This window comes from Cupriavidus taiwanensis LMG 19424, from assembly GCF_000069785.1.
Lineage (GTDB): Bacteria > Pseudomonadota > Gammaproteobacteria > Burkholderiales > Burkholderiaceae > Cupriavidus > Cupriavidus taiwanensis.
Window position 1 is genome coordinate 1,914,109 of the sequence record NC_010530.1, and the last position, 12,008, is coordinate 1,926,116.

Below are 12,008 nucleotides of genomic sequence, written 5' to 3' on the forward strand. Positions count from 1 at the left end.
CCTCACCAGAGATAGAACAGCGCAAAGATGAAGACCCAGACCAGGTCGACGAAGTGCCAGTACAGGCCGGCGATCTCGACGATCTGGTAGTTGCCGGTCGCTTCGTAGCGCCCGCGCAGCACGCGCGTGGCCACCACCAGCAGGTAGATCACGCCGCACGACACGTGCAGGCCGTGGAAACCCGTGATCATGAAGAAAGTCGATCCGAACTGCGCCGCCCCCATCGGATTGCTCCAGGGCCGCACGCCCTCGTCCACGATCAGCTTGGTCCATTCGAAGGCCTGCATGCCGACGAACAGCACGCCAAACGCGGCCGTGACGAACATCAGCGTCGCGCATTCGCGGCGCGCGCGCCGGTAGGCAAAGTTGACCGCCATCGCCATGGTGCCGCTGCTGGTAATCAGCACGAAGGTCATGATCGCGATCAGCAGCAGCGGAATGTCGGCGCCGCCCACATGCAGCGCGAACACCTCGCTCGGGTTGGGCCACGGCACCGTTGTCGACATGCGCACGGTCATGTAGCCGGTCAGAAAGCAGCTGAAGACGAAGGTGTCGGACAGCAGGAAGATCCACATCATCGCCTTGCCCCACGACACCTTGAACGCCTGCTGGTCCGACGACCAGTCGGCCAGCATGCCGCGCAGGCCGCCGACCGGTGGCGCGGGCGGCGCGGGCGCCACGCCGGGGGTTGCCGAGGGTGAAGACAGTTGCGTCGACATGCCGGTCCTCCTTGCCGCGGGCGCTAGGCCGTGCCGCAGATATAGCGCACCAGTTCGGGCGTGAGCCACCCGAGCGCCGCCAGCAGTACCGCCCATACCGCCAGCAGGAAGTGCCAGTAGCGCGCGCACAGCCGCAGGCGCAGCACCGCCGCCTCGCCACTGCCGCGCGCCGACATGGCAAAGCCCCAGCCCGCCAGTCCGCCCAGCACGTGCAGGCCGTGCATCGCGGTCAGCAGGTAGAAGAAGCTGCCCGCCGGATTGCCGGCCGGCATTACCTGCATTGCGCCCAGCGCCTGCCACGCCCACAGCTGCGAGGCGACGAAGGCGGCCGCCCCCAGACCGCCCAGGCGCAGTGCCCGCCTGGCCGTGGCCATCTCGCCCCGGCCCGCGGCGCGCGAGGCCACCGACATCGCCACGCTGCCCGCGGCCAGCAGCGCGGTCGACAGCCATACCTGCCAGGGCAGCGCGATGCGGTGCCAGTCCGGGCTATCCATGCGCAGCGCATAGGCGGTCAGGAACAGTGCGAACAGCGACGTGACCACGCCCATGAATACCCACAGGCCGATGCTTGCCGGCGCGCGGCGGTGCGGGTGGCGGTTGGCGGCGTTCTCGCCCGAAGGGTTGCCGCCGAAGTCGTCGCGGCTGACCTTGAAGACGGCGTCGGCGTTCATGCTACGGCTCCGCGGCTGGCATGCGGTTCAGGCTCCGCGCCGCCCTCTTCTGGCGGCGCGTTCTGCGCGATAAAGTCCTCGCGCGCTCCCGGCACGCTGTAGGCGTAGGCCCAGCGGTACACCACCGGCAGGTGCGGGCCCCAGTTGCCGTGCGCCGGCGGCGTCTGCGGTGTCTGCCATTCCAGCGACGCCGCACGCCACGGGTTGCCGTCGGCCTTGCGGCCGTGCCGCAGGCTCCAGAACAGGTTGAAGACAAAGAGCAGCTGCGCCGTGGCGACGACGAACGCTGCCACCGAGATATACATGTTCATCACATGCGCCGATTCCGGGATAAACGCGTAGTTCTCCCAGGCGTAGTAGCGCCGCGGCATGCCCAGCACGCCCAGGTAGTGCATCGGGAAGAAGATGGCATAGGTGCCGACGAAGGTCACCCAGAAATGAATGCGGCCCATGCTGTCGTCCAGCATCCGCCCGGTGACCTTGGGATACCAGTGGTAGAGGCCGCCGAACACCACCAGGATCGGCGACACGCCCATCACCATGTGGAAGTGCGCCACCACGAAATAGGTATTCGACAGCGGGATATCGACGCTGACGTTGCCCAGGAACAGCCCGGTCAGCCCGCCGATGACGAAGGTGCTGATGAAGGCGATGGCGAACAGCATCGGCACGGTGAAGTGGATATCGCCGCGCCAGAGCGTGATGACCCAGTTGTAGACCTTGATCGCGGTCGGGATGGCGATGATCAGCGTGGTGGTGGCGAAGAAGAATCCAAAGTACGGGTTCATGCCGCTGACAAACATGTGGTGCGCCCACACCACCACCGACAGCACGCCGATCGCCAGGATCGCCCAGACCATGGTGCGGTAGCCAAAGATGCTCTTGCGCGAATGCACGCTGACCAGGTCCGAGACGATGCCGAATGCCGGCAGCGCGACGATATAGACCTCGGGGTGGCCGAAGAACCAGAACAGGTGCTGGAACAGCAGCGGGCTGCCGCCCTTGTAGGTCAACTGCTGTCCCATCGACACCATCGCCGGCATGAAGAAGCTGGTCCCCATGGTCTTGTCCAGCAGCATCATCACCGCGGACACGAACAACGCCGGAAACGCCAGCAGCGCCAGGATGGTTGCCATGAAGATGCCCCATACCGACAGCGGCATGCGCAGCAGCGTCATGCCTTCGGTGCGCGCCTGCAGCACGGTGGTGACGTAGTTGAGGCCGCCCATCGTCGCCGCGACGATGAAGATCGCCAGCGACACCAGCATCAGGATGATGCCCCAGTCATGCCCCGGCGTGCCGGGCAGGATCGCCTGCGGCGGATACAGCGTCCAGCCCGCGCCGGTGGGCCCGCCCGGCACGAAGAAGCTGGCCAGCAGCACGATCACCGACAGCAGGTAGACCCAGAAGCTGAGCATGTTGAGGAAGGGGAACACCATGTCGCGCGCCCCCACCATCAGCGGGATCAGGTAGTTGCCAAAGCCGCCCAGGAACAGCGCGGTCAGCAGGTAGATCACCATGATCATGCCGTGCATGGTGACGAACTGGTAGTAGCGGTTGGCGTCGATGAACTCGAAGCGGCCGGGGAATCCCAGCTGCATGCGCATCAGGTTGGACAGCGCGACGCCCACCAGGCCCACCACGATCGCCACGATGGTGTACTGCACGGCGATGACCTTGTGGTCCTGGCTCCAGACATAGCGCGTCCAGAAGCTCTGCGGCGCGTGATGGGCGGCGTCATCGGCGTAGGCCATGCAGGTCTCCTCACTGGCGCGGCGGCGCGGGCGCGGCCGTGGGCGGCACCGCGACGGCCGTCGAAGTGGTATAGGTGCCAGACGCCGCGCCGGCCGTGGCCGCGGGCGCTGCCGAACCGGCGGCCGCCGTGGTCGCGGCGCTGGTGGTGGCGGCCGCGCCGGCCGGCACGTCCGCCGGCGCCACCGGCGCCACCATGCCGGCGTCCGCGGCACCGCTGCCGACGGACTTGATATACGCGGTCAGCGCCGCGATCTCGTCGTCGCTGATCGGCAGCTTGGGCATCACCGGACCGTAGCCCTTGATCAGCCGCGCGTGCGGGTCGGCAATTTCCTTGTGCAGGAAGGCATCGTCCACCCTGGCGCTGCTGCCGTCGGCAAAGGTCTCGGTCTTGCCGTACAGGCCCTTCCAGGTCGGCCCTACCCCCGGATTGCCATCGATGCTGTGGCAGCCGGCGCAGCCCTTGCTCTGCGCCAGCGCACGGCCCTTCTCGATGGTGCCTGCGGCGCCCGCGGCGCCGGGCGCTGCGGCGGCCATCGCCGCCGGCGGCGCCGCGGCCTTCGCCAGCGTCATGGCAAAGGTCTGCTGCTTCGCCAGCCACGCCTCGAAGGCAGCCGGCTCCTCCACCACCACCGTGCCGCGCATGTTGTAATGCCCCACGCCGCACAGCTGCGCGCACAGGATGTCGAAGCGTCCCGTTTGCGTGGGCGTGAACCAGAACGACGTCACCATGCCAGGCACCATGTTCATGCGCGCGCGGAACGGCGGCACGTAAAAGTCATGGAGTACGTCCTTGGAGCGCAGCAGCACCTTGACCGGCTGGTTCAGCGGCAGATGCACCTCCGGGCCAACGATCACGATGTTGTCCAGCCCGCGCGGATCGTCCGGGTCCAGCCCAAGGGGATTCGCGCCGGTGACGAAGCGCGCGTCCGAAGCGCCCAGCTGTCCGCTCTTGCCGGGAAAGCGAAACGCCCACGACCACTGCTGCCCCACCACTTCCATCACCATCGCCTCGCGCGGCGGGCGCACGTAGTCGGCATAGACGAACAGGCCCGGGGCCAGCAGCAAGATCACGCCCAGCGTGGTGCCGCCGATCAGCCAGAGCTCCAGCCTGCTGTTCTCCGGGTGGTAGGACGCGCGATGGCCGGTGCCGCCGCGGGGATGCGGCGCATCATGGCGAAAGCGCCAGACGATGTAGCCGACGAACAGGTTGATGCCGATAAAGAAGATACCGGTGATGACGAGGGTAATGGTCAGCGTGTCGTCCATCTGTTTCCAGTTGGACGCCAGCGGCGTTGCCCACCACGGGCTCAGGAAATGAAAGAGCACCGATGCGGCAACCATGACCACGAGTGCGATGGCCATCGCCATATCCACCCTCCTCCTCGCCTGCGGCGAGGGATGCGCAAGTCACGCAGGTAGAGATAAGACTAGTGCATGCCGTCAGGTCACTGCAAGGCGACACGCCGGAGCATTGGTGTCGCACTGCACAAGCGCGCGGCGCAAGGAAAAAGCGGCGGCGGGAACCCTTGGTTCGCGCCGCCGCAGTGATCGTGCCGGCCCGCGTACGGGCCGGACCAGGTCAGTGCGAGACGTCCTTGCTCTCCAGCTTCCAGTAGCACGCCGCCGCGGCGACGCCGAAGATCAGGTGCCCGACGAAGGTATGCCAGCCGCGCACCTCGACGAACCACGGGAACGCCCGTGTCATCACATAGAAGTTGAAGACGTAGACCACCACGCCGAACACCGCGCCCGCCAGCATGGCGAGGCCGAGACTGGAATCGAGCGTGAACGGCGCCAGGATCGCCGCCAGGATCATGCCCAACACGGCGCCCAGCACAAAGTGGATCACCAGTGCCGCGGCCACGGTGCCGACGCTGAACAGCGACGTCTGCAGCACCTCGGGCCCCATCACGATCGCCGCGATCATGCGCGTGGCCACCCACGGGTTGACGCCCGACACCATCGACGACCAGAACAGTTCCAGCACCAACAGCAACGCGCCCGCCGCCAGCCCTGACACCGCTGCCGCGGTCCAGTCCGGCAGTCGCCGCACGTAGTGGTGCGATTGCATGTGAAGTTCCATAGCCACCTCCGTCTCTCTCGTCGGCGGGGCATCGCACGAAAGGGGAAATACGCCCCGCGTCTCTGCTCAGCATAGGACACGCGTTCCGCGCTTCGGGGGCGGCTCGCCGAAAAAGGCTCGGAATGCGTACGTCGCACAACGGGCAGGCGCGGCAAGTGCGGCGTCGGATACCGGCGCGGCCTGGCGCAAGCGCCGCATCGGGGACAATCCCGATGCGCACACGGTCCATACGACACACACTGCCTATACTGGAATCACAAAAGAGAGAGACAGGAGACCGCCATGCACTTCACCGCGCATGATCTTGTATTCCTGATTCCGATGGCGCTGGTTGGCGTGATCGCCATGGGTTCGATCCCGGTGACCGCCAGGTTCCTGCGCATCAGTTGCCGCACCATGGGGGCGCTCATCGGCGCACTGGTCGCGGTGCTGGTGCTGGAGGCGTTACCGCTGCTGATCTGACTCCCTCCGGGGTCTTGTGCACGCGTAGTGGGAGGAGGGCCGCTATGTCGATCGGCCTGCTAGCCGCCATCATGGCGGCGCTGCTGTGCATTACCGTGTTGCGGGCGCTATGGCGCTGCAGCCATCCGTACCGGATGCGGTATCGGCGATGCGTCGCGCAACGCCAGCGCGCGGGGCTGTGCCGGCACGCGCGCGCGGGCACGGCTGAAGGAAGACGCCGCGCGAGCGGGACCCACTGAGAAGTGCCTGCGGCGTTACAGCTCGATCATCGCGAATTCGCCCTTGCCGACGTCGCATTCCGGGCAGCGCCAGTCATCGGGGATATCCTCCCAGCGCGTGCCGGGGGCGATGCCGTCTTCCGGCCAGCCCTGTTCTTCGTCGTACACCCAGCCGCAGATCACGCACACCCACGTCTTGTAGGCGACGGCGGCTTCCATTGGCTCCTGCTGCAAAATTCACTCCTGATTCGGCGATGGAACGGATTGTCCGGGCCGAATCATACCGGTTTTCGCCGCAGGACCCGTGGCGGCGCCGCGCGCTGCAACGCCGCCACCCGGATCAGCCGCGGATGGAAAAATCCACCCGGTTGGGCGTGCCCTTGTCCTTGATGCCTTCGGCGCTGAGCCTGGGCGCGGTCAGGAACAGCCGGCTCTCCGGCACCTTGCCTTCGCGTTCCAGTGCCTGCTTGACCACCAGCGCGCGCTGTTCGGCCAGGCGTTTCAGGTCTGCGTCGGTGACGGTGGCGTTGGCCATCAGCAGCTTTTCCATTTCCTCGGGCGGCAGCGTCTTGGCAAAGCCGACGAAGTTGCGCGGCTTCTTCATCGAGGTGCGCTTGTAGACCTGCTCCAGGTATTTCGGGTACTCGGCCTTCGATACCTTGACGTTGGCGCCCTGCTCGACGGCCTCGTCGTCACCGGCCTGGCCACCCGCCTGCGCGTTGTCGCGCTGCTCGCGCCGTTTTTGCTCGGCCACGCGCGCATCCAGCCACGCGCGGCGCGCGCCGGCCTCATCGGTGGCGGGATCGATACGGCCGCTGATTTCCAGCCGCAGCGAGGGCCGGTCATTGAGCGCCTGTCCCAGCTTGGCAATCTTGTCCTTCGCCGCCGGAGTCAGCGTGGCGGTGCCCGGCGCGAACTCGACATAGCCCAATTCCTCGCCGCTGCCGCCGAAGGCCGAGGCGATCAGCGAGAACGGCGACGTGATCGCCTTGGTCAGCAGGTTGACGATCACGCGCACGATCACGCCGCCGATGCTGAACTCCGGATCCGACAGCGAGCCCGACACCGGCAGGTTCACGTCGATCACGCCGTTGCGGTCCTTGAGCAGCGACACCGCCAGCAGCACCGGGAGCTTGGTCGCATCCGGGCTGTCGACACGATCGCCGAAGGTCAGCTGGTCCAGGAACAGGTGGTTGCGCGCATCGAGCTTGCCGTTCTCGATCTTGTAGGCCACGTCGACGGTCAGCTTGCCCTTGGTGATGGGGTAGCCCGCGTACTTGGCGGCATAGGGCGTGAGCCGCGTCAGCTCGACGCCCGAGGCCTTGGCGGCAATATCCAGGAACAGCTGCTCGCCAAGCGGATTGAGCTTGCCGCTGATATTGACCGGCGCGTCGTCGTCGATGCGGCCGTCCAGCACCAGGTCGGCCGGCGTGGGATCGCCCGACGATACCTTGGACACCGAACCCTTCATGCCGGTCAGGTTGGCGGTGTAGTTCGGCTTGACGAAGAAGTCCGAGAAATTGATGTTGCCCTTGTCGACCGAGACCCCGCCAATGCGGATCTGCGGCTTGGGGCCGCCCGGCTTCTGCTCGACCTGGGCCGTGCGCGTGTCGCCGGCCTGCACCGGCACGGCTGACGCCGGGGCCGAGGCCGGGTTGGCTTGCGTCAGGCTGGTGGACGGCGCCGCCTCGCCCTTCTCCGCGCCGCCGGCCAGCACGTCCTGCAGGTTCAGGCGGCCGTTGGCGTTCAGGATCACGCGGGCGTAGAAATCCGACAGCGCGATATTGCCGAGGCCCACGCGCATCGGCCCCTTGCTCTCGTCCATCGCAAAGTCGATGCCGGACACCGCCAGCGAGCGCCAGCGCAAGAAATCGTCGCCGCTGACGCGATCGACCGTGCGCACATTGCCGGCCTGCACATTGCCGTTGAAATGCGCGGCAAGCGGCTTGCCGGCAGGCGCATCGACATTGAGCCGGCCCTTGACCGTGAGCGTGCCGCTGCGCAGCGCGGCGTTGAAGCGGTCAGCCAGGTAAGGCTGCAACGGGCTGACATCGACCTGGCGCAGGTCCAGCTGCAGACGGCTGGCCGGCAGCGCCGGCAACACCGTGCCATCGACGCCGATCACGCCGCGGCGGCCGGATTCGGCATGCAGCCTGACCGGCACCGCCGCCGGCGTGAGCGGCCAGGCCACCGCGCCGGTGGTCAGGCCGATATTGCGGAACTGGTGGATCACCGGGCGGCCGCGGTTGGCCTGGGCCGGCTGGTAGTCCGCCAGCCGGGCACTGCCGCCTTCCACCACCACCTTGCCAATACTGGCCTTCCAGCCGCCGCCCGCCGCAGCGCCATTGGCTCCATTGGCGCCATTCGCGCTGGCCGCCGCGGCGCGCCGCGGCGCCGCGCGCGCCTGCTGCGCGGATTCCGTCGCCCACAACCGCGCCATCTCGAGCAATTCACCGCGATGATCGCGGGTGGCGGCGATCTGCGGCTGCGCCAGCGTAACCTGGCTGGTGGCAAAGGTCTGTTTGGCGAGGTCGAACTGGATATCGTCCAGCACCAGCTTCTGCGCCTGCAGCAGCGGCAGCGCGGCACCGTCGCGGTCAGCGTTGCGGTCGGCGTTGCGGTCGGCGTTGCGGTCGCGCGTGCGGCGGGCGGGACCCTGCTCCGCGGCTTGCGCATTCGCCTCGCTCGCGCGCGGTGCGGCGCCAGCCGGCATCACCACCGGGTCGCGCGTGGCAACGTACAGCGGCGCCAGCTCCAGCCGCGATTTTTCCAGCACGAACTGGAACTGCGGCGTGCCCCACGCCATGCGGTAGTGCAGTTCCGCATTGACGGCGGTGGTGCCGAACTGGCTGCGCAGCTCGCGCGGCCACCAGGCGGCAAATCCCTGCGGGCGCAATCCGGTGGTTTCCAGCGTGCCGGCCATCGATCCGTCGCGTAGCAGCAGGTCGCCGGTGTGGTGCAGGGTCTGGCCGTCGGCCACGGTCAGCGTGGCCTCGACGCGCACGGGCTTGTCGCCGTCGGTGCCGGCAAAACCCTTGACCTCGGCATCGAGCGGCCCGAGCGCGAGCTTGCCCGGGCCCGATGGCGCCAGCGCATCTTCGAATCCCAGCCGGGCCTGCCTGACGACGATGCGGTCGACCGCATAGCGCCATGGCACCTCCTTTGCCGCCGTCGCGGGCGCCGCCGGCACGGCCGAGGCCGGCGCGGGTGCCGGGGCCACGCCATCGGTGGATCGGCTTACCGCCTGCGGCAGGAATGCCGTGGCCAGGTTCAGCGAGCCGTCGGCGCGGCGCGCCGCCTCTACCGCCAGCCCTTCGATCTCGACGCTGCGCAGCTGCGCGCGGTGCGCCAGCGGCTCCAGCCTGGCGATATCGACCGCCAGCTTGCCGCTGCGGATCAGCGGCTGCCCGGCGCGCGTGCGCACCTCGGCATCTCGCAGCGCGGCGCTGCCCGTCACCACCATCTCCTGCGTGTCCTGCTGCTGGCGGAACGCCACCGTCAGGCGCGTATCGAGCTTGCCGGACTTGACCTCGGCGTCGCGCAGCGTCGGCGCGAACGCCATCATCCGCGCCACCTCGAGCCCGTCGAGGTTGATGTTGAGCCGGGTCTGGCGCGAATCGGCGAAAGGCAGCACCTCGCCGTCCAGCGCCAGCGGCGTGCCGTTGACCTGCGCGCTCAGCGTGGGCCGGGTCACGATCTCGACGTCGTGCGGCAGGTTGGACAGGAACGGCAGCGTCAGCGTCAGGTTGTCGACGCGCAGGGTGGTGTCGAGCAGCTTGTCGTCATAGCGCACGCTGCTGCCGGTCACCGCGATGTTGTTCACCGAGAAGCGCGCCGGCTCGGCATCGGCAGGCTTGGGCGGCAGCGCCGCGAACTTTTCCTGCACATCGGCAAAGCTCATGCGGCCGTCGGCGCCGCGCACCACGTGCACGGCCAGCCGGTCGACATGCAGGTTATCGACCACCGGGGCCAGGTGCCAGACCGAGGCCAGCGAGGTATCGGCCTGCACCTCGCCCAGCGTCAGTGCCGGGGTCTTGCCATCACGCTCATAGATGGTCAGGTCCGTCAGTGTGGCCGCCAGTTCAAAGGGCCGTACCTGCGCCTGCCCCAGCGTGACCTTGCGCCCGAGCGCCTCGGTCGCCTGCTTCTCGACCAGGTGCTTGATCAGCGGCGGACCGCCGAAATAACCTGCCAGCCCGAACACCGCGAGCGCCGCCGCGACGCCGCCCGCGACCCGCATGGCCAGCCGGCCGCGGGGCGTGGCAGCCACCGTGGCCGCCGCCTGGATGGATTGCTTGAATGCCATGACGTTCCAGAAATTCTGACCCCGCGCACCGGCGCTGCACGCTTCTTTGTGCCCCGGATTTCACATTTTTCGACATTATGGCAACGCTTTCGGACAAAGCAAAGAAGCCAGACCTGGCGCCATCATTGAGCGCTCAACGGCCGGTGAGCCGATCTGGTATCTTTACGTCCTTTGCGAAGCGTTCCGTCGCAAGCCTGTGGCTTACCCGCCGCGTCGTGCCTGCCTCTCCCGCGCTGTACCCTCCGGCCACACCCATCACGTTATTCCGTGCTGCGCGCTTCGCATGCGTCCTCTTCCATGCGAGTCCATTCCATGTCTACCACCAGCAGTACCGCCGCGGGTGTCGGCACACCGCGCGCCGGCGCGCGTGCGCTCACCGGCCAGGATTACAAGACCCTTTCCCTTGCCGCCCTGGGCGGCGCGCTCGAATTCTACGACTTCATCATCTTCGTGTTCTTCGCGACGGTGATCGGCCAGCTGTTCTTCCCGCCGTCGGTGCCCGACTGGCTGCGCCAGCTGCAGACCTTCGGCATCTTCGCGGCGGGCTACCTGGCGCGGCCTCTGGGCGGCATCATCATGGCGCACTTCGGCGACCTGCTCGGCCGCAAGAAGATGTTCACGCTGTCGATCCTGCTGATGTCCGTGCCCACGCTGCTGATGGGCCTGATGCCGACCTACCAGTCGATCGGGCTGGCGGCACCGGTGCTGCTGCTGGTGCTGCGCATCCTGCAAGGCGCCGCCGTCGGCGGCGAAGTGCCGGGCGCCTGGGTCTTCGTCTCCGAACACGTGCCGGCGCGCCATGTCGGCTACGCCTGCGGCACGCTGACCGCGGGACTGACCGCCGGCATCCTGCTCGGCTCGCTGGTCGCCACCGGCATCAACACCGTCTTCACGCCCGCCGAGCTGGCCGATTACGGCTGGCGCGTGCCTTTCCTGATCGGCGGCGTGTTCGGCATTGCCTCGATGTACCTGCGCCGCTGGCTGCATGAGACCCCGGTCTTCGCCGAATTGCAGCAGCGCAAGGCGCTGGCGGCGGAGATGCCGCTGAAGTCGGTGATGCGCGACCACGGCGGCAGCGTCGCGGTCTCGATGCTGCTGACCTGGATGCTGTCGGCCGGCATCGTGGTGGTGATCCTGATGACCCCGACTTTCCTGCAGAAGCTGTATGGCTTCGACGCACGCACCGCGCTGGTCGCCAACAGCGTGGCCACGCTGTGCCTGACCGTTGGCTGCATCGTCTCGGGTGCGCTGGCCGACCGCATCGGCGCGCGCCGCACGCTGTTTTTCGGCGGCCTGCTGCTGGCGGCCTGCGCCTACGCGTTCTACACCACCATCTTCACCCGTCCCGACCTGCTGCTGCCGCTCTATGCGCTGGCCGGCTTCCTGGTCGGCACCATCGGCGCGGTGCCGTTCGTGCTGGTCAACGCGTTCCCGGCGCAGGTGCGTTTCTCCGGGCTGTCTTTCTCCTACAACGTGTCCTATGCCATCTTCGGCGGCCTGACGCCGATGGTGGTGACGCTGATGCTGAAGAACGACCCGCTGGCGCCGGCGCATTATGTGGTGGCGCTGTGCGTGTTGGGGATGGCGACGGCGCTGTTCGTCAAGGATCGGTCGCGGGAGTGATGGCGGAAACATGGGATTTCATTGCCGAATACAGCGAACGCGCGCTGGCGGGATATCCGGCCGATCCCATTTCCCGGGGGTTGCCCGAGCCATTGCTGCCGAAAATGGCGCTGGCCGCCGGCCGGTCTAGCGCCGGCGCAACGCCGGTGCCCGTGCTGCTTATGCGCCGCG

The 12,008-nt window shown here is 67.5% G+C and carries 10 protein-coding genes; 3 read left to right on the forward strand and 7 right to left on the reverse strand.

Features of this window, described 5'->3' with window-relative positions; all coding sequences use genetic code 11:
* Positions 1 to 2: 2 nt before the first annotated feature.
* The 5 genes from RALTA_RS24160 to RALTA_RS24180 form a co-directional block, all read right to left on the reverse strand.
* Positions 3 to 719 carry a heme-copper oxidase subunit III family protein gene (locus tag RALTA_RS24160; RefSeq protein ID WP_012356580.1) on the reverse strand — a complete coding sequence of 239 codons (717 nt, stop codon included), beginning with the start codon at positions 717 to 719 and terminating at the stop codon, positions 3 to 5.
* Between the two features lie 23 nt (positions 720 to 742).
* Entirely contained in the window at positions 743 to 1,390 is a 648-nt protein-coding gene (locus RALTA_RS24165; protein ID WP_012356581.1) for a cytochrome c oxidase subunit 3 family protein, read from the reverse strand.
* Entirely contained in the window at positions 1,387 to 3,144 is a 1,758-nt protein-coding gene (gene ctaD, locus RALTA_RS24170) for a cytochrome c oxidase subunit I (protein ID WP_012356582.1), read from the reverse strand. Before ctaD ends, RALTA_RS24165 begins: the two co-directional genes overlap by 4 nt.
* A 10-nt stretch (positions 3,145 to 3,154) precedes the next feature.
* On the reverse strand, positions 3,155 to 4,513 hold the full coding sequence (locus RALTA_RS24175; RefSeq protein ID WP_025585330.1) for a cytochrome c oxidase subunit II: 1,359 nt from the start codon (positions 4,511 to 4,513) through the stop codon (positions 3,155 to 3,157).
* A 211-nt stretch (positions 4,514 to 4,724) separates the two neighbouring features.
* A complete protein-coding gene (locus tag RALTA_RS24180; protein WP_012356584.1) occupies positions 4,725 to 5,228 on the reverse strand; it encodes a hypothetical protein in 504 nt (167 codons plus the stop codon).
* A gap of 282 nt (positions 5,229 to 5,510) precedes the next feature.
* On the opposite strand from RALTA_RS24180, the gene RALTA_RS24185 reads away from it, so the two are divergent.
* The gene (locus RALTA_RS24185; RefSeq protein ID WP_012356585.1) at positions 5,511 to 5,690 is read left to right on the forward strand and encodes a hypothetical protein; all 180 of its coding nucleotides are present in this window, start codon (positions 5,511 to 5,513) and stop codon (positions 5,688 to 5,690) included.
* A 44-nt stretch (positions 5,691 to 5,734) separates the two neighbouring features.
* Positions 5,735 to 5,929, forward strand: a complete 195-nt coding sequence (locus RALTA_RS29235; protein WP_081479516.1) for a hypothetical protein — start codon at positions 5,735 to 5,737, stop codon at positions 5,927 to 5,929.
* Between the two features lie 15 nt (positions 5,930 to 5,944).
* Here the strand turns inward: RALTA_RS29235 and RALTA_RS24190 are convergent, their stop codons facing one another.
* Together RALTA_RS24190 and RALTA_RS24195 are read right to left on the reverse strand one after the other, a co-directional pair.
* Entirely contained in the window at positions 5,945 to 6,142 is a 198-nt protein-coding gene (locus RALTA_RS24190) for a rubredoxin (protein WP_018008339.1), read from the reverse strand.
* 106 nt (positions 6,143 to 6,248) lie between these two features.
* Positions 6,249 to 10,214, reverse strand: a complete 3,966-nt coding sequence (locus tag RALTA_RS24195; protein ID WP_012356587.1) for a DUF748 domain-containing protein — start codon at positions 10,212 to 10,214, stop codon at positions 6,249 to 6,251.
* A 312-nt stretch (positions 10,215 to 10,526) separates the two neighbouring features.
* Here RALTA_RS24195 and RALTA_RS24200 point away from each other — a divergent pair, with 312 nt between their 5' ends.
* Positions 10,527 to 11,837 carry an MFS transporter gene (locus RALTA_RS24200; RefSeq protein WP_012356588.1) on the forward strand — a complete coding sequence of 437 codons (1,311 nt, stop codon included), beginning with the start codon at positions 10,527 to 10,529 and terminating at the stop codon, positions 11,835 to 11,837.
* The last annotated feature ends 171 nt before the right edge of the window (positions 11,838 to 12,008 follow it).

Excerpts from the sequence above, each read along its gene's own strand:
- RALTA_RS24200 (WP_012356588.1), top strand. The coding sequence starts at position 10,527 with ATGTCTACCACCAGCAGTACCGCCGCGGGTGTCGGCACACCGCGCGCC.
- RALTA_RS24165 (WP_012356581.1), bottom strand. The coding sequence starts at position 1,390 with ATGAACGCCGACGCCGTCTTCAAGGTCAGCCGCGACGACTTCGGCGGC.
- ctaD (WP_012356582.1), bottom strand. The coding sequence starts at position 3,144 with ATGGCCTACGCCGATGACGCCGCCCATCACGCGCCGCAGAGCTTCTGG.
- RALTA_RS24195 (WP_012356587.1), bottom strand. The coding sequence starts at position 10,214 with ATGGCATTCAAGCAATCCATCCAGGCGGCGGCCACGGTGGCTGCCACG.
- RALTA_RS29235 (WP_081479516.1), top strand. The coding sequence starts at position 5,735 with ATGTCGATCGGCCTGCTAGCCGCCATCATGGCGGCGCTGCTGTGCATT.
- RALTA_RS24160 (WP_012356580.1), bottom strand. The coding sequence starts at position 719 with ATGTCGACGCAACTGTCTTCACCCTCGGCAACCCCCGGCGTGGCGCCC.
- RALTA_RS24180 (WP_012356584.1), bottom strand. The coding sequence starts at position 5,228 with ATGGAACTTCACATGCAATCGCACCACTACGTGCGGCGACTGCCGGAC.
- RALTA_RS24175 (WP_025585330.1), bottom strand. The coding sequence starts at position 4,513 with ATGGCGATGGCCATCGCACTCGTGGTCATGGTTGCCGCATCGGTGCTC.
- RALTA_RS24185 (WP_012356585.1), top strand. The coding sequence starts at position 5,511 with ATGCACTTCACCGCGCATGATCTTGTATTCCTGATTCCGATGGCGCTG.